A 21,701-nucleotide genomic window follows, 5' to 3' on the forward strand; every position below is an offset into this window, starting at 1 on the left:
TTTTAACTTCGTATTTCGAATTGACTTAAGCGGTCGCATCGATAATTTCAATTTGTTCGCCTGCGGCTATCGCACGCTTACGTTCTTTCTTTGCTTTCAGTACCAGTGGAGGGCACTTCTCTTCATCAAAATAGGTCATCTGGCAATCTAGGCAGTAGTGGCACTCGCGTTGATTAATTACACCGTCGGGCGCGATCGCTTGAATTTCACATTCGTTTGCACACACACGGCAAGGGCTGCCACATTCTGGGCGACGCTTTAGCCAATCGAATAGTTTGATGTTCGTGGGTACAGAAAGTGCGGCACCTAACGGGCACAAGTAACGGCAAAAGGTTTTACGTGAAAATATATTACTAACTAAAATCAACCCAGCCCAAAGAACGTAGCCCCATTCACGTGAAAACTTCAATAAGAATGTGGTCTTAAAGGGTTCAATTTCAGCAAACTGCTCAGCAAGTGCTAGCGATTGCAAAGACAATCCAAATAGAGCCAACAAAATCAAATACTTGATTGCCCACAATCGTTCATGGACCGACCAAGGTAATTCAAATTGAGGGATTTTTACCATGCGAGAGACATGGTTTATTAGTTCTTGAAGCGCACCAAACGGACATAACCAGCCGCAGAACACACCGCGCCCCCACATTAATCCTGTCACGGCGACGGCGATCCACATGATAAAGATGATCGGGTCGAGTAAGAAAATGTCCCAGCTAAAGTCTTTCATCATGGCTTGTAAAAATGTAAAGACGTTAACGATGGATATTTGCCCGGCACAGTACCAGCCAATAAATACCACGGTATAGATTAAGAACCCGTTGCGTATGCTGTGCAGTAGGCGCGGGTAGCGTACTAAAACATCTTGGAAGAATAAGACACCGAGTAAAACCACTAAGCCAAATATCAATACGCCAATTTCGATTTTCTTTTCTAACCATATCTGCTGCCAGAGTTCGAGCTCTGGTTCTGCAACTGGTTGAACCGGACGAATTAGGTAGTCATCGAGTGTGGCATAGTCTGCTTTGAAACTGGTAAATACGCTGTCGATGGCGCCTATTTGACGGCGTACTAAAAATTCGAACTGCCACGGTTGGCCAGGGTCAAAGCCGTGATGTTCACGAATGGTAAACAGTGACATTTCACTAAAGCGCGGCGCGTCAGGTAGGTAAATATCTTGCAGCCGTGTGTGGTCTAAATCTCGGAAGCTAATCGCCAATTCATTTTGTAATAACTGGATGCGGTCAAAAATACCGCCGCGCACATAGCCTGAACCTTTATAAGAATAGCCATTACCGAGCACCATTAAGACATGCTCATCTGGCTCGAGAGAATCCATTAACCATTGATATTCGCTTTCACCTAAGACGTTTTTACCAATTGCCGGTACATCGGCTAGGGCGTAGTAAACATCGGTAAATTGGTCGTCTAACTCAGAATCTGCAACCTGATCGATGCCTTCGCCTTTTGTGCCTTTAAAAGCTTCATCAACTTGGCGGTTGCGCAGCAATAAACGTCTTATAGAGCCTTCGCCGGTTAACTCGGTCCAAGTTTTAGTAGGCGCAACTTCTAAGTTAACAGTGGAAGGTAAAATAATAGTGCTGGTTGTTTCAATAATACCTAAAGCGCGGGCTAATAAAGTAGCGCCTCGAGTAATGCCGACATTCATCACCATGACCGTCACTGTCGCGCCTGAAATTCCGTCTATTTGGGTTTGACCTTCGGCACTGTTGCCACCCACCTTGATGCGCTGTTCGATGGATAAATTTTGGTATTGATCAGTAAAGTCATCAAGTTTGGATTCTGGAATGCCTACGAGTAGTATGGGTTCGTGGTGTTCGAGCGTGTGAGCGTTAATGTACTCACCTTCGGGAGTAATCAAAACCAACATATTAACCGGCTCTCCAGAATAAGCCGGAATTTGATGTACTAAATTTGTTTCAAAAGCGTAAGCGATGGTTTCATCTGCTTCGGTCACGCGCCAATAAGTGAGGGTATCGTCCGCGGCGCTTTGAATCGTTTCAATTACCCAAGAGCCATTTGGAAAGTGTTGTTTTAAAAATACCTCAGGGTCTTTAGCAGCGCTTATAAAAAGTGCCGAGGCAAACGATGCACTGAACATTAGGGCAAAAAGCAACAATAGTTTTTTGGCTAAAGTGGATCTTAAAAACATGATCGGCCTACTTATTGAGTTAGTTACGATTGTAATCACCACGCAAGATAGGGGATTAAACTAAATAATTAAATGACTATACTCATTAATCTACGCTACTCTGACTTGAGTCATCGGGAGTACCCTTAAAGAGGTATTTCTTAGCCATATAGAAGTATAGGTATAGACTTTATAGGTATTTATCTGGCTTACCCTTGATAACGGTCAAATTGGATTCTAAATATTAGCCTGCGATAAAACTTTCTAAATTCAAAAAAGCAAAGTGGCTTTGCATAACATTGAAAGGAACAAGAATTGAAAACAGTGAGTGTCATCGTCGATGTTCAAAATATTTACTACACCACGCGGCAAGCGTTTAAGAAAAATTTTGATTACAACGCATTTTGGGCTGAAGTTACTGCCAACCGCGAGCTGGTCAGCGCAAGCGCCTTCGCCATAGATCGTGGTGATGAAAAACAAAGGCAATTTCAAAATATTTTGCGCGCCATAGGTTTTGATGTTCGACTTAAACCCTATATACAAAGGGCCGACGGCTCATCGAAAGGCGATTGGGATGTTGGCATAGCGGTTGAAGCACTTGAGCAAGCGCCGAAAAGCGATGTAATTATTTTAGCTTCTGGAGATGGTGACTTTGATATTTTGGCGAAAACGATAATTGAAAAGCACGGTTGCGAAGTCATCGTTTATGGTGTGAAGGCTCTGACGGCTAACTCACTGATTGCAGCAGCGTCGCTCTATCGGGAAATTGATAGCGCGCTACTGCTTTAGGTTTTTCTAAATTAGAAACATCTCTTTATTGCCAGCTGGTAATTCATCGAATTCATAATCGGATTCTGACATGCCAGTTTTACCCAAACACTGCTGTACCAAGTGTCGGTGGAACCGGCTACTGGATTCATCGGCAATGAATTTTTCTGGATTGATCCAACAGGCAAATTCAATTTCGTCGGTATCTCGAACATGAATCTCTTCGGTAATAGGATTTAAGCGGCATACAATAAATAAATTCCCTTTTGCGTACTGATGCGGGAACTTAGTCACTAAACCGACGATATCTTTAAAGGTAGCGGTAATGCCTGTTTCTTCCAACACTTCACGTTGTGAAGCGACTAATAGCTTTTCACCGAGATCGATATAGCCACCAGGCAGCTTTAACCCCTTGCCGTTCATGATGCGTTCTCTTACCAAGAGAACATCGCCATTGTCACGCTGAACTAACGCGCCAACGCCAGCAGTATGTGTTGGTGCAAACGGCGCGTAAGCACCTTTTTGTAGGCGACAAATCAACGTCAATTTTTGTTCATTACATAAATGGAAAACAAAGCCCAACTCGGTCAAAATAGGGATTAAATGTGAATGCTGTATCGGGATGGTTACCCAAACTAATGCCTTATTTTGGCTGCGCAGTAAATCGAGCAATTCGGTTAACTTTGATTCTGTGATGTATTCGTTTTCTAAGGTAACTTCAGCACCATTGAATGGGTTGTATTTTATCGTAAAGGTGTCCATGAACCGCTCTCTCCTGCTAGTAAAACCATTGTGCCATGACTAGCTTAGATTAAGAATGCAAAGCAGGGTAAATCCTCTAGAAAGTATATTGAATAAGTGAAAATAGGTTGAAATGAACGGGCTTTAAGCCATCGACCAAATTCAACTGCTGTTCGTCAGCAAAAGTGAAGGTGCCAGAGTTTATCCAAGTGACGGACTCGCCTATTTTCTTGATGGCAAAGAGGTTCGCGCTTACATTCTCATATGTGCCTGAAGGTAAATCTGAAGTTAACCGAAGATCTTGGGCTTTAAACTCTGCGTTGTTAACAGCATAACTAAGTTTGCCAATCACAGTTAAGGCGTATTTTTTGCTGATAAAAACAGGTGCAGCCAAAGAAAGCACCTGCTTTTGCTCGGCTTTGCGGCTCGCTAAACCTTGAAACTGCTCATAACTCATGGGCCCGAGGTTTATGCCACCATTGAGCATAGTGCCGTTGGTAAATTGAGCGGCACCATAAACGCCGTACCTAAACCAGCCTTGTTGCCCGCCAATACGGATATCGCTTCTTGGGAAGCCAAGTGTAAAGGCGCTTTTAAGCTCTGACTCTTGCTTAGACTTCCAGCTAAGGCCGGTGGCTCCGATAGACCATTGATCCCAGTGGTAGGACACATCAGGAATAAACATGGCCTGTTTCGAGTCGATATCAAGCGTTGGGAAAATGGGTTGATCGTCCGTGCTGTTTTGATAAATATCAGAAGTGACCACTCCCAAACCAACAGACCAGCCCGCATCAGCAAGCTCTGAGGCAGTCAAAAGGCAACTAGCCAGTGCGCAGCCGATATATTTAGAGTTCATTTTTTGCCTGTATTAGTGGTAGTGTTTAAGCATAAAGTATACGTTACAAAATTTATACTAGATGACTCTCATCTAATAAAAAGGGTGCCGAGCGATGAAAAAGCTGAAAAATGAGAAAGAGCTCGTAAAAAAAGCCATAGCCGAAGGCGTAAAATACGGAGAAGAACGGGGCGTAGTGGAGTTTGAGCCCACCGATTCAGCCGCAGAGAAAATTGAATACATTTATCGTTTGTTAGTGCATGACAAAGTGATAACGCCGCTAGCAAATGAGCAGGTTTCCCAGCAGTCCATGCGGCATCGATTAGCAATTTGGGCCTCTAAAATGAAATAGGGGCGCGATGTTTCGCTCGACAATGAGAATTACCTAGACTTGACACAGACCAAGAAAACCAACGCCTTTTATTTGCTATGATGGCTGAGTAATTAAAAGGCGTCTTAATGAAACCGAACCGCTTAACGACAAAGCATTTAATCGCAGCCACGCTAATGTGTGTCATTGCGGTTTATAGTGTCGTTTTTGCGCAAACGGCGGTTAAAGCGCCCACAGCTAAGGTTGAATATGGCGCTATAAGTATGGGCCATGAGGCAATGCCTCTCGATCATTGCCAACAGTCAGTGAACCCACAAGATTGCGAAAGCTGTAACGATATTCACTGCCCCTGCGGTCACATTGCGTTGCCCTTGCTCATTGATATCGCGATTTTTAGCGGTAATGAGCACTCCACGGCCGAGCCACCTAAGTTAAAGCCCATTGCCTATTCCATGACCTTAGATCGACCTCCAAGAGTCTAGAGCTTAGCCAAATTTTAAAAAATTTACGCGAACTCTTTACTCATTTGGATATTACTATGAAAAAAATTAATCGTTTACTCGTCATGTTAATTGCGCTCTCATCTTTCGTCTGGGCTGAGTCAATGACAGTCTATAAATCACCCACCTGTGGCTGTTGTACGGAGTGGATAGCCATCATGGAAAAGGCTGGCCATGATGTCACTGTTATTCACCCTTACGATTTACAAAAAGTGAAAGATGAACTCGGCCTTCCTCGTCAATTAGGTTCCTGCCACACCGCGGTCATTCAAGATTACATTTTTGAAGGCCATATACCCGAAGCCGATATTCTGAGCTTTTTAGCCAACCCACCGGAAAACGCCAAAGGCTTAGCGGTACCGGGAATGCCTGGTAAATCACCGGGTATGGCGCGTCCTGGGGAAAAGTATGAGAACTTTAATGTCGTTCAGTTCAGTGATGAAAATAAACTGTCACTGTATAGGCGCTATTAAATGGTTAACTGGTTAATCGTCGTTGCACTGCTGGTAGGGCTTAACCTCGTACAAGCAGATGTGACGGCGGGTGAACAGTTATATAAAACTGCCGGTGGATACGGCTGCGCCGTGTGCCATGGTCAACTCGGAGAAGGCGCGGGTCAAGCCGGTGGTTATATTCGGGGAGCGTCATTGCAAGCCCTAAATGACAGTCTACTGACTAACCCGCCTATGCAGCCGTTAAGTGGCGTATTATCGGATGCCGATAGAGCAACGTTGGCCGAGTTTTTAAAGGACCTCGTACAGAGACCGTTATTGAGTGCTAAATATCAAGACGGTCAGTGGCAAGGTGAGATGGAGCCTTGGGAGAGGGGCGACACCATTGATCTTGTTCTGTACAACACGACCTTCGATACGGTTGAGTTACAGCTGCCTAAGGTCAGTAACAACGCGATTGTCATCGCTCCTTTGGCTACCTTCACCTGGCGCGGTCAAATAACAGATCTGCAACAAGATTTTCCGGGTTTTACCTGGTAAAGGTAAGCCCGCTAAATCGCTGCGCATTTCTGACTTGATTCTCACTCTCTGATCTGGTTAATATATGACCAGTACAAGGATCTTTGCGATGGAGTGATTAAAATGAAAGGATTTCAAATTCGCCTACTTTTAGCTGTCCCAGTGGCGGCTGTTTTTTTATCTGGTTGTGGGCCGCAAGGTAGTGACGGCGGCTCAACAGGCGGCGGTCTTGGCGGCGGTGGTTCATCGAGCAAAGAATATTGTAGCGAAAACTACCCTGATCTTAGTTCTAGCGAAGGCAACGTGTATGTGTTTGATGTTGCGCCGATGTCTTGTTTAGGGCTCGTTGAAAGTCCTGCTCTCAAGAAAGAAGTGCCGTTCACAATTACTGCTGTCGATGATAGTGATCTTGACTCGATAGACCCCAAGTTCCAAATAGACTCGACGATCAAGCTATTACTGCGCAAATCCGGAGTAAATTTCTCAGGTTATGATTTATATGCGTCGATAAAAATGACCAATCAATCAGAGACCGACTATTGTTATGACCCGGAAGATATTGTTTTTAAGGATTCCGCAGGGGCCTTGCTACCCAAAGACACGAGTGATAGCTCCAATGCAGGTGGCGCTTTGTTCCATACTAAAAGCAGAACCACGTTTCGGTGCCTACCCAGTCAACAAACTCACTACTTCATCACCAACGGGTTTTTAGTGACAGAAGACATGTTTAACGATATTCACACGGCTTCCATGGCAAGCTTAGAGCTTGAACGACCAAAGCTTGGTTACTTAGATGCAACTAAAGCCCCAGTCTTAAGCATGCCCGCCATGCAATGGTTAAACCCAGGAAAACGCGGTAGTTCTTATCCGACTTTATCGGTTACTTGGACCAACAATACTGGCAGCGTTGTAAAATTAGATGACAATTCTCACAAGGTTTGGTTAATGGATGATGACGGCTACGCCGTTTCTTGGATGTTTGTATATTTAGAAGATGCGCTAGGTAAAGATAGAGAAGACCTCGTCCCAGAAGACTATTTAATCTTACCTGGCGCGACGGTAACGCTAGAAGATGATGCGGCAGATAATGCAGCGGTAATGCCTTCATCGGCCACGCAAGCGCGGGTTTATTTAGACTGGCTAGCACCTGACTAAGGGTGTAGGCTTTATAAAACCAGCTAGACAATAATAAGAAGGGTTACATGGCGTTAGTTGAGTTTTCAATGTTAAATTTTCCAGTCAAAGATCGCATACAAGCGGCGCAAGAGGTCTATGCGGCCATGGCGAAAATAGAGATTCAAGCACTGAATAAAACAACAAACTACTCAATCACCCACGGCCTTCAGCTTGCCACCATGAACTTGCATTTGCAGTTCATGCGCTAAGCGCCTAATTTCTATCAGCTGTTCGAATAACGCTTGCAGTTGTGACTGCACAAAATAATGACGATCATCATGTTCAGACGTACAGTCTTCGACTTTTTTTTGCCATCGTTCAAGTTCGGCTAAATTGAAAGCCACCTTTTCTTTTTTCTCTAGGCTCTGCGCCACTTCTTGCAAGCTTGTAACAATATAGTTAGCGGCATCAGCCAATACCTGGTTACCAGTTTGCTCGATAAGCTTGCCTCGATGGGCACTAAAGGCGGCGATGTAATTAAACAAGGTATGGTTACGAATCACTAAGCGCTGCCACAGTTCGGTATCGGTTCGATAGTGGCCAGGTTCTTGGCGCATCTCAGCTAGCGTAGAGGTTAACAGCGCATCGGCATTGTAAGCACGGCGACGACTGTGCCGATAGACTTGCAGATCGACATTTTCTTCTTGATAAAAGCGCATCAACTCTTGTAAATATTCAGCACTGCGGCGCATGCCTTCAGCAAAGGTAATCGGTAGCTGTCGATAGGACCAGTCAGGCAAAATAAAGAAAACGGCGAGCCAGGAAATAGTGCCGCCAATTAACGTATCAAAGAGTCGCGGCCAAATAACGTCATAAGCGTCCGATATCTGATTAAAGCAAAACACGACTAAGAGCGTAATAGCCGCCGTCGCCAACATATATCGGTGCGTACGGGTGACAAAGAACACCACACCAGCCACTACGGCTAATGACAGTTGAACTATTTCAATAGGAAATAAAGTGATTAGAGACCATGCCGCTATCAAGCCTACTATAGTGCCTGAAATTCGCTCATAGAGGCGTTTACGAGTGGAGCCAAAGGTAGGTAAGCAAACAAATAAAGTTGTTAGCAACACCCAATAACCAGCTGATAAATTCATAGTTTGGATGATGATATAACCAGACGTCAGTGCAATAGCCATACGTACTGCATGGCGAAAAACCTGAGATTTGGGCGTTAGTTGGTCGGTCATTTGGTTAACAATGGAACGTAAAGTTACCTTAGGTTGAGGAATCTGCGCAGAGGCATCGGCTAAGGATTCATCTTCTAATTGAGGGGTGTTATCGAGTTCTTGTTGCAAGGCAAGCACATTATCGGTCAATTGGCGTAATGACCTATACAAGCGCCATTTTCCCGGTAGCGTATCTGCTTTTAAATAGGCCATTGATTTTATGACACCGGCTACCGCTTCTTCGCTATCGCGTAAATCTATCGCATGCTTTCCGCGTATAGCTTCACCTATTTTTCGACAGCTCGTTCCCGACTCAGAAAGCTGGCGCTGTAAACGAAATAGGATGTCACTGTGGAAAAATGTTTCTGCTAAAGCGGAATAATTATCGTGAGAGGAGCTTGCTCGTTCATGAATACTTTGGGCAGTGAAATATAAGCGGATATAACGCCCTAATTGCGGATTGTTCGGACTGCTACTGATTCGGCTCACTAATATTTCACGCACTACATTTAGGGCAGCAACGACTTGACTGTGTTGCTGTGCCAACTTCAAACGCAAAGTATCAACAGCGGTGCTCGAAGGTGGAGGGAAAAATTTAGACTTAAGCTTTAAGTACAAACCCACTTCTATATAGAGCGATGAAAGCGCCTGACGCAAGGTAATATTGGCAAAAAAAACGGCCCAAATAATGGACAATATTCCATACCATAAAGCGCCGAGTGTTAAAAAAAGTGGCTCATGCCATATTGGGACTTCGTGTGTGGTTTGGCTAACGCCTATCATGGTGTAAACCGCCAACGTTAAAGTCGCTCGAGAAATAGCGCCGTAACGCCGTCCCAAAGCTCCAGTCATTGACAAGGTAAAAGCCATTACCGCTATGCTAATGCCAAAAACCCAAGGGTAAGGCATTAACAACTGAACACCAAAAGCCGTGAGCATAAACAAAACTAGAGTCACAGATAAGGTTTGAATTCGGCCTTGCCAACCCTCTTCGGTTTCGGCGAGCGCACTGGCGATAATGCCCAAGAAAATGGGAATGACCCAATCGATATGATCAATACTCCAACTCAACGCCATGGCACCGCACAAAGCGATAAATACCCGTATGCCGTAAGACAGCTTGCTGATTCCGCCTTCACTGCGCAGTGCTTGTTGAAAAAGCTTAACAGGGTTCAGCGTCAAATCGCGCCTCCTAGCGGATGGTTATTAATCGTATTTATGTTCAAGCATATTAAACCAGCCCGCGCACGTTAGAATGATAACAAATAGCACTCACAGTGTATTAACTAATGTCACGATTGTGCGCGGCTTCAATTCCAATTATCGAGAGGGCGTGTGACCAACAAAAGACTGAGCATTATTTTGTTAGCTCTGCATCCCAATAAGGTGTTTCAAACCGATCAACTAAAAAGTCGATGAACATTCGAGCCCGCGCCGGCAAAAATCGATTTTTAGGGTACAAGCAATAGCCGTTGAGGCTGGGTATTTGATAATTGGGTAGAACCTTCTCAAGCTCACCTTGTTTCAAGGCTTGCCAAGCAATAAAGGTGGGCAGCATGACGATTCCAAGCCCCGATTTCGCCATCTGTAGCAAAAAGTCTCCATTATTGGCGGATATTTTCGACTGGAGCGTTATTTTATGTTCACGGCCTTCACTGTCGGTAAGGGCCCAATGGGCGCTGCTGCCAACACCATAGCGAAGAAAGTCATGATGTTCTAAGTCTCCAATGAGCTTAGGCCGCCCCCTTTTTGTTAAATAAGCTGGGCTAGCGAGCAGAGTATGGTGCGATTGAAAGACTTTCCTAGCTTGTATACTGGAATCTTTGAGATCGGCAATGCGAAAGGCCACATCAAAACCTTCTTCAATAATATCAACTTGGCGATCTGAAAAATCGATATGAATATTCAAATCGGGGTGTATGGAGCTAAACTCTTCAATAGCGGGTCCTAAATGCAATAGACCAAACGAAAGTGGCGCTGCAAAGCGGATAGTGCCTGTTAGGTTGGTGGCACTTGCAGTAATGTCGCCGTTCATTTCGTTGACTTGATCGAGCACTTTTAACGCTTGCTGATAATAAGAGCGGCCAGCATCGGTCAAGCTAGATCGGCGAGTGGTTCGGTTTATTAGCTTAGTGCCTAAGCGTTCTTCCAAATCGCTAAGGCGACGGCTGACGGCCGACTTGGCAATATTGAGCTGATCCGCAGCTCGGCCAATGCCCGCCGCTTCGACAATGCGTACAAAGACTTGAATATCCTCTAATTGTCCCATTTGTTACCTGTTTGATTACGGCAAATCGTTATTTGTCCTCTTTGTGAGAACTATGAGTTGTCATTGTAGCTGTTTGTTCTTTAATAGTCACAGTGTAGTCTATATGTAATTCGATTCAAGATGCGAATCTAAATAGCAGAAAGTACGCTTAAGGCGACTTAGGAGTCAGTGATGAATAACCAAACACAAAGGCAGATTAAACTTATCAGCCAAGGCATGCCGGCAACAGACGGCGACGGGGTTAAGTTGACGCGCATAATCGGCACGCCACAATTAGATATGCTTGACCCATTTTTATTGCTTGATGTTTTTGAATCGGATCAACCACAAGACTATATTGGTGGTTTTCCTAAGCATCCGCACCGAGGTTTCGAAACCGTCAGTTATTTATTAGCCGGTAATATGCGTCACAAAGACAGCGCAGGCAATGAAGGGGTCATTACACCCGGTGGCGTGCAATGGATGACCGCGGGCAAGGGTATTGAGCATTCAGAGATGCCAGAGCAGGTTGAAGGCCTGTTAAAAGGCTTCCAACTATGGGTGAACTTACCGAGCCACGCAAAAATGGTTGAGCCTGGTTATCAAGAGTTTCCACCTGAACAGGTAGCCGTTGAGACTTGGCCGAGCGGTACTTCTATTCGGGTCATTTCCGGCACTACTGCACAAGGTACGGTCGGTCCTGTTAAAAATCATTACGTGAGCCCAACCTATATGGATGTTCAGCTCAAGGCAGGAGATGTTTTTGAGCAATCGCTGCCAAACACAGATAACGCCTTTATTTATGTGATATCGGGCACCGCCGCAATAGACCAAAGTGGTGAGGAAGTAGCAACGGCTGAGTTAGCAATTTTGACGGCCGGCGACTATGTACGTATACGTGCGCAAGTCGATAGTCGGTTTTTGTTGGTGTCGGGTAAGCCAATTAACGAGCCGGTGGCGAGGGGTGGTCCTTTCGTCATGAATACCAAAGCGGAAGTACTGCAAGCATTTGCAGATTACCAAAGCGGACAATTTTAACGTATTAAGGAGGCAGAGATGGGTTTATTAGTAGAAGGTCAATGGCACACAGATTGGTATGACACCAAAGCAACCGATGGTCGATTTGTGCGTAAAGCCCCTAGCTTTAGAAACTGGGTGACCAAAGATGGCTCGGCAGGACCCAGCGGCAAAGCTGGCTTTAAAGCCGAAGCTGGGCGCTACCATTTGTATGTGTCGCTGGCGTGTCCGTGGGCACATCGAACCTTAATCTTCCGTAGCTTAAAAGGCTTAGAAGAGATGATCACGGTTTCTGTTGTGAATGCCTATATGGCCGATGAAGGCTGGACATTCCATGCCGGCAACGATGTTGTAGAAGACTTCGTCAACAAAAAGCAGCGCATGCATGAGGTATACACCTTAGCGGAGCCAAACTATACCGGCCGCGTGACCGTGCCTGTTTTGTGGGACAAAAAGTTAAACACCATTGTCAGTAACGAATCGCCAGAAATTATTCGCATGCTCAACAGCGCTTTCGATGACATAGGTGCAAAAGAAGGTGACTTCTACCCAGAAGCATTGCGTACAGAGATCGATGAGTTAAACGAATTTATTTATCCAAACGTTAACAACGGTGTGTATCGTGCAGGTTTTGCGACCACAGCAGAAGCCTATGAAGAAGCGGTAACTGATGTGTTTAATGCGCTAGATAAACTTGAAGCTAGACTTGAAAAGAACCGCTATTTGACGGGCACTAGTATCACCGAAGCCGATTGGCGTTTGTTTACAACCTTGGTGCGCTTCGATGCGGTTTACGTTGGCCACTTTAAGTGTAATATCCGCCGCATTGTCGATTACCCAAACCTTTGGGGCTACTTGCGTGAGCTATACCAAGTTGAAGGCGTTGCCTCAACGGTTAACATTGCGAACATTAAAGAGCATTACTACGCGAGCCACGACATGATTAACCCAACGCGAATTATTCCGGTTGGGCCAGTGCTAGACTTCATGTCTGCGCATGGACGTGATCGTTTAAAATAAATCGTGCAGTTATCGAATATTATTTTACTTAGACGCCTGAACATTGCTGAAGGCGTCTAAGAATAAATCGACTTTTTGATCGGGCCTGCCGGTATTTCGCGTCACAATAACGTGATCAACGTTGTAGTAGCGTTGATCCGGTTGCAGCAACCTCACTTCACCTCGATCCAAAAAACCTTGAATATAACTTAGCGGAAAAAAACCTAAATACTTGCCGGAGAGTATCAGCGGCGTTCGGGTATCAAACTGATAGGCTCGTGCAGATAAGTTCATTTTTTGAAATTGTTCTATACCGCTGAGGTTTACATCCACCCCTGGGTGAACGGTTTGGCAATTAAACACATCTTCGTCGGTTATTTCCGCATCATCGCACGTAAAAAGTGGATGGGCGCGACCAAGGCATAAATAATAGGGCTCGGTGTAAAACTGTTGGTAGGTGAGGCCGTCTATGCGGCGATATTCTGGGATAATGCCTATTTGTGCATCACCGTTTAAAATCGCTTGTTCGATGTTGGGAATAGTCTCGGCGTTTATGGCTGGCTGTACAATGGGTGCTTGCTCTTGAATGTAAGCAATCACTTCGGGTAATTTTAGCTGTTGGGTAAGGGCGACTTGATCAGAGCACAGAATTGAAATTTCGCCATTGAGTTCATTATCAAGATTCTGGACCAGCAAAGCGAAGTCATTGAGGGCACTAAACAGCACCAAAGAGGCTTCATAAACTGTCTTGCCTTCTTCGGTCAGGGAAAACCCACCACGACCACGGCTGGCCAGGCGAACCTTCATTCGCGCTTCAAGGTTAGACATGTGTACACTGATAGTAGAACGAGTAATATTTAACACGGATTCTGCCGCTGAGAAACCACCGCAATCGACCACGACCTTAAAGATGCGTAATAACCGCAAATCGTATTCTGAGACAGGCCGTGGAATTAGAGCATGTTTTACAGACATAGCTGAGTCTTTAGTAAGTTTTAATTACTCCAAACAATAGTTTGAATGTTTTATATTTACCAGCGGTTTCTTTTGCATTCCAATAGCAGTATAAGTCTGCTCAATTACGATAGAGGGAAGTTTGTTGTGACGATTAATCCAATTTTGTTCGGCCAAGGCTCATATGTTGATGGACAGTGGTTCGAATCCGATACGCAATTTAGTGTGACCAACCCTTCAAGTGGCACGCAAATAGCCCAAGTAGCCGATGCTGATATCGCTTTAACTGAAAAAGCAGTCGCGGCCGCGAAAAAAGCGCTCCCAGCCTGGCGGGCAAAATCGGCCAATGAGCGAGCTGCCATATTGCGCAAGTGGTTCGATTTAATGAACGAATACCAGCACGACCTTGGCGTTATTATGACCTTAGAGCAAGGGAAGCCACTGGCCGAAGCCAAAGGTGAAGTTGCTTATGGCGCTGCCTATGTTGAGTGGTTTGCTGAAGAAGGCAAACGAGTTTACGGCGAAACAATTCCTTCTCATGCCAGCGATAAGCGGTTGATGGTGATTAAGCAGCCAGTCGGCGTAGTTGCCTCTATTACCCCTTGGAACTTTCCAAGCTCAATGATTACTCGTAAAGCGGCTCCTGCCTTAGCTGCGGGTTGTACCTTCATTATTCGCCCGTCGGAGTTAACGCCATTATCTGCATTGGCTTTAGCAAAACTAGCCGAACTGGCCGGTATTCCAGCCGGTGTGTTTAACGTACTGGTCGGTACCGATGCTAAAGGCATTGGTAAAGTATTAACGGAGCATCCAGATATTGCCAAATTCTCATTCACGGGCTCAACCGCCGTGGGCAAGCTGCTCATTGCGCAATCGGCCAGTACGGTTAAAAAGGTATCAATGGAGCTTGGCGGTAATGCGCCCTTTATTGTCTTTGATGATGCCGATTTAGATGCCGCGGTCAAAGGTGCTCTTGCGTCAAAGTATCGCAATGCCGGTCAAACCTGTGTTTGTGCAAACCGTATTTTAGTTCAAGACAATGTTCATGATGCCTTTGTCGCCAAGCTAACAGCGGCGGTTTCTGCCATGACCGTAGGCGATGGCATGGAAGAAGGCGTTACCATTGGGCCGTTAATTCATGAGCAAGCATTAGCCAATATTCATCAGCGCGTTGAGGCTTCCGTTGCAATGGGTGCCAAGGTTGCGTTAGGCGGTGAGCCGCACAGTTTAGGTGGTGCTTATTATACGCCAACTATTTTAACCCATGTGACTAACGATATGCCGATTGCAGCGCTGGAAATTTTTGGCCCTGTTGCGCCAATTATTAAATTCAGCACGGAAGAAGAAGCCATTGCGATTGCCAACGATACAGAGTTTGGCTTAGCCGCTTATTTTTATGCCCGTGATATTGGCCGAGTTTGGCGTGTTTCTGAAGGGCTAGAATACGGCATGGTCGGAATCAACGAAGGTATACTTTCGAATGTTGCCGCACCCTTTGGTGGTATGAAATCTTCAGGTTTAGGTCGTGAAGGTTCAAGACACGGCATTGAAGAATATATTGAAATGAAATATTTATGCATGGGCGGCTTAGACGCTTAATTAGAACTGTGGAGAATGAGTGTGAGTAAAAATCAACAAATTCAACAGCGTAAAGACGCTGCGATCGCTCGCGGAATGGGCAACCTGTATTCGGCCTTTGTAACCAAAGCAAAAAATGCAGAGCTATGGGATGCCGAAGGTAATCGTTATATAGATTTCGGAACGGGCATCGCCGTGTGTAACACCGGGCACAGTCACCCGAAAATTGTAGCAGCGGTTCAGAAGCAAGTTAAAAATTTTTCTCACACTTGTTTTATGGTCAACCCTTATGAGCAAGGCGTTGAGTTAGCTGAAAAGCTAAACGCCTTAATGCCTGGCGACACACCCAAAAAATCTATCTTTGTGAGTACCGGTGCCGAAGCCGTAGAAAATGCCGTGAAAATTGCGCGTGCTCATACGGGCCGAAGAGGTACCATTGCTTTTACCGGTGGTTTTCATGGTCGTACCAGTTTAACGATGGCACTGACTGGTAAAACGGCGCCTTACAAGCATTTGTTTGGTCCTTTTCCGGGCGATATTTATCACGCTCCCTTTCCAATGGCTATTCACGGAGTCAGCGTAGAAGACTCTATTCATGGCATACAAACCATTTTTAAAACGGCCATTGAAGCGCGAGATGTAGCGGCCATTATAATCGAGCCCGTGCAGGGCGAAGGCGGTTTTTATGCGGCCCCGGTAGAGTTACTTCAATACTTGCGCGAGCTATGTGACAAAGAAGGGATTGTGCTTATTATTGATGAAGTGCAATCGGGCTTTGGCCGAACAGGAACATTTTTTAATTCAGAACGCGCCGGCATTGAAGCCGACATTATGACTATGGCTAAAGGCATTGCCGGTGGCTATCCATTGTCGGCCGTTGTGGGTAAAGCTGACATCATGGATGCACCCTTACCCGGCGGTTTAGGTGGAACTTATGGCGGATCTCCGGTTGCTTGTGCCGCAGCGCTGGCTGTTTTAGATGTGATCGAAGAAGAAAAATTGGTACAGCGCGCTAATGAAATTGGCGCACAATTTGAGCAACGTATCCAAGCAGTTGCCAAAACTTATCCTAGCATTGTAAGTGATATCCGTATTCATGGTGCCATGATCGCCATGGAGTTAGTTCATGACGGAGATGCCCATAAACCGAATACCGAATTAACACAAAAAATAATTGCCGGAGCACAGGAGGCAGGACTAATCCTATTATCTTGCGGTTACTACGCAAACGTTATTCGTTTCTTGCCTGCGTTGACGATAACCGATGAACTCATAGCTGAAGGCTTTGATAAGTTTGATTCTATGTTAGCTAAGCTTCTAGGCTAATACCTTTGACCCACTAAATGAGTGCCGTTCTTGGCACTTATTTGATGGTCTATGTATCGACGAAAGCAGCCCATAAAGGCATAAACTGGCAATGAAACATTATCTTAACGGTCTTTATCGTGGCAAAGTCGAAACCCGTTACGGCTTACAAACCGCGATAAATAAGCAGCCCGCAGAAGGGCTTCTTTATCTTTCCGCTACAGGGTTGGAAGATGATGAGTGTGCCGACCTACGACACCATGGCGGTTTAGATCGAGCCTTGCATCACTACCCAATAGAGCACTATGCATTTTGGCAAAAAAAATATGGTCAGGAATTTAAGTGGTGTGCCCCTGGTATGGGCGAAAATATAAGCACCGTCGGTATGACCGAAACTACCGTTTGTTTGGGAGATCGTTATCAATGGGGAGAAACCATCATTGAAGTGAGTCAGCCCCGTTCACCTTGCTATAGGCTCAACAAACGCTGGGGCATAAATAACTTATCAACACACATGCAGGCCGTCAGCCGATGCGGTTGGTTGTATCGTGTTATTCAGCCCGGCTTGGTCAGTATCCACGACCCATTGGTACTGATAGCGCAAGAAGATAACGCCATAACACTGCATGAAGTGTGTGAGCTCTTCTTCGACACCCCGCTAAACCAAGAAGGTTTATTGAAACTCAAACAGCAACCTAAGTTGTCAGCCAGTTGGATGTCTAAAGTGAATGCCCGCATAACAACCAATGAGGTTGAACCTTGGGGTTTAAGGTTGCTCGGGGTTGAGTAGTTGATGAATAGCCCATTAAAAGTGATAAACAACTTTTTAATGCCTAAAACACTGAGTAGATCATGTTTGTCGAGGGTTTTTAATAATATACTTTAGCAATAACAACCCGTGAAATTACTCAAAGGCAGCTATGTACTCTATTCTAAAACCACACTGGATCTTCTTTTTATTGCCTTTTCTATCTGCTTGCGATGTGATGGTAGCGTCACCTAATAACCCCCTCAGCCTGTCAAATCAGTTATTTTCTACTCCTTCGTTCTCTAACAAAATCGGAGGAACGATAGTCTATGCAACTGGCGACTCATCAATTGCCAGTCTCCGTATAATAACTGGCCCTCGTTACGGCAAAGCCAGAATTGTGAGCCAATTTGATGGCACTTTTGAATATGAATTGACAAGCCTAGAAGGGTTGCAGGGTGACAGCTTTATTGTTGAACTAAATAGTGGTGGCTCGTCAGCCAGTGCTGTCATGAGCATTGTATTTTCAGATGACAGTTCACCTATAGTGAGCATGAAGCCATTAGAGGGTGCTAATCAAGTTAACATTAGTACAGATCTATGGATCGAAAGTGAAACTCCGCTACTCTCATCTACGCTGTCAGTTCAGAGCAGTAACGGTGCGTGTAGTGGAACAATTCAGCTTTCATCGGATAACTTTGCGAGCTGTGTTGGCCTGTCGGACTTAACCTCAACAAGACTCGCTAGAACCTTCAAAGTAACGCCGATTGTTAACCTTGAACGCAATACAGTTTATAAATTAAAAGTGACCCGTGAAATAACCAGCTACTTTGAATTGCCTATTGCTGAAACGATCCAAAGTTTTACAACTTATCAGTCAGGGCTGGTAATCAACGAAATTGGTTCATCCTATTATTCAAATACACTTAGATGGTTTGAATTATTCAACGGTACTGCAAGCACGCTTAATTTGTCAGATTTTGAGCTGAAAAGTTTTACCATCAATAGTGACACGCAATTAACTAGTCAAGGCTCGTTTACCTTTCCAGCTACTAATATAGCTCCAAACCAATATTTGATTGTGAGAGCACAAAGTTGGACGAAAGACTATACAGATACCGATAGTATTATTTATCTAAAAAGTGGTAATGAATATCCCTACTGGAGCGCCCAGGGGTATTTAGAGCTTATCGAGAAGGTAACAGGAGATACAGTAGATTTTGTAGCCTTTGGGGGAAGCTATTTGCCTTCTGGTAATGGTGCATCTTGGTTGGGCGCAGAGGCGACATTAGTATCTAACGCTGATTCGTTTGGTCAATCTATTGGACGCGATGCCAATCAAAGCGATAGTAATTCAGCAGCTGACTGGACCCACTACAATCCAGGTACCTTTGGTTCGGTGAATGATGTTGAATGCGCTATCGATGATGACAATGACATGGTCCCTGACTGTAATGAGGCTGAAAATAAAACCTATGCTGGGATGCCACTATACGAATGGGGAGCACGATCTGGGATAACAGACATCTTCATTGAAGTTGATTATATGGATACAACAGATGAGGGAGTTATTCCGCGTAAAGAAGCTCTCGATATGGTAGTCGCAGCCTTTGCCAATAAAAATATAAATATTCATTTTGATGTCGGTGATTTGTTTGATCAATCGCCAGGCCTTAACCCTAGCATGTATGATTTGGGCGGCGGCAACCAAGTGCCATTTTCAAACGGTATAACGTTTAATTCTGAAAACTTGCTCATTGCTGATTTTCATGATTATAAAGATGCATATTTTAACAGTGACCGATTGCAGTTTTTCCACTATATGATAATGGCTAACTCCCAAAAAGAGGATGGCTCCTCTGGATCATCTGGCTTAGCCGAACTATTTGCAAATGACATTATTATTACGCTTGGTGGGTGGGGGTTAAACGCCACTGCTGACTTAAATAAGCTTATTAACTATCAAGCTAGTACAATCATGCATGAGTTGGGCCATAACTTGGGGCTTTATCATGGTGGTCATGAGAGTGTTAACGATAAACCGAATTACCACAGTGTCATGAACTACACATATCAGTTAGGTGGCCTGTCTGAAATTGGTAATAATGAAGGCGATCGCATGCATCAGGCATTAGGGAATGCTTGTAGTGGTGTGCTAGTCAATGGACCCTCTGATAGCTATTTGAATTTTCAAATCGGCTATTCTGATGGATCTTCGATAGGCTTAAACGAAACCAGCTTAAATGAAACTTTAGGTTTAGGAAGGCTAGGTTCGGCCCCTGTTGACTTTAACTGCAACGGAAATAACACAGAATCGGCAGTGGTAACCGATGTAAATCAAGATGGGAGTACAGACACTCTTACCGACCATGATGATTGGTCAAACTTAGTTACTGATTTCGGCGGGATAGCATCTCAGTCAAATCATGGAACGCGCGATTTTCAAGCTCCAATAGCTGAATTTATTGCATGGCCAGCAAAAATAATTCACGATCGGTCCTCTAACTATATTAAAGAAACATTGACAAAGCCAAAGGACCAAGTTTTAAATGAAAAAAATTAATTGCATTACTGCTAAGTTGTTCTTTGCGTTCTTGTGTATAACTGTCGTTGGCTGTAGCACATTGAATTCGCCAAGAGGACCAGTCAGTATTTTTCACAATACTGAGAACATTCAAGGCGTTGAAAAAGTAGAAAATAACTTATTCCTTTCAAATTTACGATTATCCCCTTGGTTAGGTAAAACCCCTAAATGTAATCACTGTGAGGTATTAGTAGCACAGATTGACCGTCCAAGTGGTCCTTCAAGAGTTATTTCTATTGAAGAGAAGGGTAAAGTTCAATGGTTGTTCTTAGACAGTAGAATACGAAATATTTCGTCATCTATAGGGAAATTCTCATTCGATCAAAGTCAACAGCTTATTTTTTCAACCACCGAACAAGAGGTAACTATTGCATTGAATGACACCGTGAAAATCAACGACTGTCAAATCACATTTGATTGGTATAATAGCCAGTTTAAAACAGTTGAGGGTATTAGTAATGAACAACCAGACGTTCATTTCCAAGTGTTGTATAGCTGCGCCTAAATTCAGACTTAACCCAATTTGTTATCATTACTCCAGCGAGCAGAGTTTTTAATTAGTATCCAACATAAAACAGGTGCTCCCTTAAGTTTTCATTTTAAAACTGGCAACTTGCATAAAAAAACGATTACAGGATAATCACCGGTCTACTGCAATGTTAGCTTGTAGGTACTCATCAACTTGTACTTTCTCAACGGGCGACTAAGTGAAATCTGGAGATTTTCAATGAGTTGGATCCTATACGCACTATTGGCTGCTCTGTTCTTTGGTCTTCGTGGCGTCTTATATCAATGGACTTCGCAAAAAACCATGAACCGCAACCTAATGTTGTGTGGCGTATTTTTTATGGGTTTTCTAGTCAGTATTGTTTTTATCCTATTTCAAAAAACATCTCTTAATGCATCGACTGGCCATATTTTGGTTGGTGGCAGTATGGGTGTTTTGTCCTTTATGGCCAATGCTGCTTTATATAAGGGTTATGCCGTCGGCAAAGCCTCATTGGTGAGTGTACTCGCTGGCTTACCTCCGCTTATTGTCGTAATTTTGGCTTTCTTATTGTGGAATGAAACTCTTACCGCCATCCAAATTTGGTCGTTTGTGATTATATTTGTAGGTATTTACCTTATTCGCTATTCAAATGATCTTAGCTTAAAAGATTTGAAAGGCGCCCAATGGGGTTTACTAGCGGCGTTGTTCTTTGGTTTAAACGATATCATGGGCAAACAATCGACCCGCGTAGAATCGGATATGTTTATTACTTTAGTCTTAATGTTCGGTGTTGGCAGTCTATTGTTTTTTCTAGGTTGGTTAACAAATAGGGGTTCTCGGAATCAAGGCAATTCAGAAATGTCGTGGTCTACTGCCCGAACTTTTAATGTGGGTATGTTGGTTGGTTTAACGAACGTTGGCGGTATGGTCGGTATTTTAACGGCTTTTGAGACCGGACCTACGGGCATGGTGTCAGCAATTGCAGCACTCAACTTGCTGGTGGTCTTGTTTTATACCCGCTTCTTCTTGAAAGTTCCATTTCGATTGTTGGAGTTAATCGGTATCGGGTTTGCCTTAGGCGGATTGCTATTGCTGAGGCTATTTTAGTAGCCTCCGTAGAAAATGTATTTTTACT

Annotated in this window: 20 protein-coding genes; 14 read left to right on the plus strand and 6 right to left on the minus strand. The window is 44.4% G+C overall.

Features of this window, described 5'->3' with window-relative positions; genetic code table 11:
- Positions 1 to 25 precede the first annotated feature (25 nt).
- Positions 26 to 2,170 carry a transcriptional regulator NosR gene (nosR, locus tag ACI882_RS14055; protein WP_411746411.1) on the minus strand — a complete coding sequence of 715 codons (2,145 nt, stop codon included), beginning with the start codon at positions 2,168 to 2,170 and terminating at the stop codon, positions 26 to 28.
- 294 nt (positions 2,171 to 2,464) lie between these two features.
- Here nosR and ACI882_RS14060 point away from each other — a divergent pair, with 294 nt between their 5' ends.
- Complete coding sequence (locus ACI882_RS14060; RefSeq protein WP_411745752.1) at positions 2,465 to 2,938, plus strand: NYN domain-containing protein; 474 nt, start codon at positions 2,465 to 2,467, stop codon at positions 2,936 to 2,938.
- A gap of 6 nt (positions 2,939 to 2,944) precedes the next feature.
- On the opposite strand, the gene ACI882_RS14065 is transcribed toward ACI882_RS14060, so the two are convergent.
- Together ACI882_RS14065 and ACI882_RS14070 are read right to left on the minus strand one after the other, a co-directional pair.
- Positions 2,945 to 3,679, minus strand: a complete 735-nt coding sequence (locus ACI882_RS14065; RefSeq protein WP_411746412.1) for an NUDIX domain-containing protein — start codon at positions 3,677 to 3,679, stop codon at positions 2,945 to 2,947.
- Between the two features lie 76 nt (positions 3,680 to 3,755).
- Positions 3,756 to 4,514, minus strand: coding sequence for a hypothetical protein (locus ACI882_RS14070; RefSeq protein ID WP_411745754.1), 759 nt, complete (start codon positions 4,512 to 4,514; stop codon positions 3,756 to 3,758).
- Between the two features lie 94 nt (positions 4,515 to 4,608).
- Here ACI882_RS14070 and ACI882_RS14075 point away from each other — a divergent pair, with 94 nt between their 5' ends.
- From ACI882_RS14075 to ACI882_RS14095, 5 genes are all read left to right on the plus strand, one after another.
- Positions 4,609 to 4,845: a DUF5062 family protein gene (locus ACI882_RS14075; protein ID WP_411745755.1), complete on the plus strand. Its 237-nt coding sequence runs from the start codon at positions 4,609 to 4,611 to the stop codon at positions 4,843 to 4,845.
- A 107-nt stretch (positions 4,846 to 4,952) separates the two neighbouring features.
- Positions 4,953 to 5,306: a hypothetical protein gene (locus ACI882_RS14080; protein WP_411745756.1), complete on the plus strand. Its 354-nt coding sequence runs from the start codon at positions 4,953 to 4,955 to the stop codon at positions 5,304 to 5,306.
- Positions 5,307 to 5,362: 56 nt separating this feature from the next.
- Positions 5,363 to 5,797 (plus strand): DUF411 domain-containing protein, encoded by a 435-nt coding sequence (locus ACI882_RS14085; protein ID WP_411745757.1) that lies wholly within the window; start codon positions 5,363 to 5,365, stop codon positions 5,795 to 5,797.
- On the plus strand, positions 5,798 to 6,316 hold the full coding sequence (locus ACI882_RS14090; RefSeq protein WP_411745758.1) for a c-type cytochrome: 519 nt from the start codon (positions 5,798 to 5,800) through the stop codon (positions 6,314 to 6,316).
- Between the two features lie 102 nt (positions 6,317 to 6,418).
- Entirely contained in the window at positions 6,419 to 7,450 is a 1,032-nt protein-coding gene (locus tag ACI882_RS14095) for a hypothetical protein (RefSeq protein WP_411745759.1), read from the plus strand.
- A 170-nt stretch (positions 7,451 to 7,620) separates the two neighbouring features.
- Here the strand turns inward: ACI882_RS14095 and yccS are convergent, their stop codons facing one another.
- A complete protein-coding gene (gene yccS, locus ACI882_RS14100) occupies positions 7,621 to 9,825 on the minus strand; it encodes a YccS family putative transporter (RefSeq protein WP_411746413.1) in 2,205 nt (734 codons plus the stop codon).
- Positions 9,826 to 10,000: 175 nt separating this feature from the next.
- Entirely contained in the window at positions 10,001 to 10,912 is a 912-nt protein-coding gene (locus ACI882_RS14105; RefSeq protein WP_411743746.1) for a LysR family transcriptional regulator, read from the minus strand.
- 171 nt (positions 10,913 to 11,083) lie between these two features.
- On the opposite strand from ACI882_RS14105, the gene ACI882_RS14110 reads away from it, so the two are divergent.
- Both ACI882_RS14110 and ACI882_RS14115 read left to right on the plus strand, forming a co-directional pair.
- Positions 11,084 to 11,929 carry a pirin family protein gene (locus tag ACI882_RS14110; RefSeq protein ID WP_411743745.1) on the plus strand — a complete coding sequence of 282 codons (846 nt, stop codon included), beginning with the start codon at positions 11,084 to 11,086 and terminating at the stop codon, positions 11,927 to 11,929.
- 18 nt (positions 11,930 to 11,947) lie between these two features.
- A complete protein-coding gene (locus ACI882_RS14115; protein WP_411743744.1) occupies positions 11,948 to 12,928 on the plus strand; it encodes a glutathione S-transferase family protein in 981 nt (326 codons plus the stop codon).
- 24 nt (positions 12,929 to 12,952) lie between these two features.
- On the opposite strand, the gene ACI882_RS14120 is transcribed toward ACI882_RS14115, so the two are convergent.
- Positions 12,953 to 13,882 carry a LysR family transcriptional regulator gene (locus tag ACI882_RS14120; protein ID WP_411743743.1) on the minus strand — a complete coding sequence of 310 codons (930 nt, stop codon included), beginning with the start codon at positions 13,880 to 13,882 and terminating at the stop codon, positions 12,953 to 12,955.
- 126 nt (positions 13,883 to 14,008) lie between these two features.
- Between ACI882_RS14120 and ACI882_RS14125 the strand changes: the two genes are divergently transcribed.
- The 6 genes from ACI882_RS14125 to ACI882_RS14150 all read left to right on the plus strand — a co-directional run bounded on the left by ACI882_RS14125 (position 14,009) and on the right by ACI882_RS14150 (position 21,673).
- Positions 14,009 to 15,460, plus strand: coding sequence for an NAD-dependent succinate-semialdehyde dehydrogenase (locus ACI882_RS14125; protein ID WP_411743742.1), 1,452 nt, complete (start codon positions 14,009 to 14,011; stop codon positions 15,458 to 15,460).
- Positions 15,461 to 15,475: 15 nt separating this feature from the next.
- On the plus strand, positions 15,476 to 16,765 hold the full coding sequence (gene gabT / locus ACI882_RS14130) for a 4-aminobutyrate--2-oxoglutarate transaminase (protein WP_411746414.1): 1,290 nt from the start codon (positions 15,476 to 15,478) through the stop codon (positions 16,763 to 16,765).
- A 91-nt stretch (positions 16,766 to 16,856) separates the two neighbouring features.
- Positions 16,857 to 17,534, plus strand: a complete 678-nt coding sequence (locus ACI882_RS14135) for an MOSC domain-containing protein (protein WP_411743740.1) — start codon at positions 16,857 to 16,859, stop codon at positions 17,532 to 17,534.
- Between the two features lie 130 nt (positions 17,535 to 17,664).
- Entirely contained in the window at positions 17,665 to 20,055 is a 2,391-nt protein-coding gene (locus ACI882_RS14140) for a hypothetical protein (protein ID WP_411743739.1), read from the plus strand.
- The gene (locus ACI882_RS14145) at positions 20,042 to 20,581 is read left to right on the plus strand and encodes a hypothetical protein (RefSeq protein WP_411743738.1); all 540 of its coding nucleotides are present in this window, start codon (positions 20,042 to 20,044) and stop codon (positions 20,579 to 20,581) included. Before ACI882_RS14140 ends, ACI882_RS14145 begins: the two co-directional genes overlap by 14 nt.
- 222 nt (positions 20,582 to 20,803) lie before the next feature.
- A complete protein-coding gene (locus tag ACI882_RS14150) occupies positions 20,804 to 21,673 on the plus strand; it encodes a DMT family transporter (protein ID WP_411743737.1) in 870 nt (289 codons plus the stop codon).
- The last annotated feature ends 28 nt before the right edge of the window (positions 21,674 to 21,701 follow it).

Origin of the sequence: Reinekea sp., from assembly GCF_046710285.1 — a bacterium.
In the GTDB taxonomy this organism is placed as follows: Bacteria; Pseudomonadota; Gammaproteobacteria; order Pseudomonadales; family Natronospirillaceae; genus Reinekea.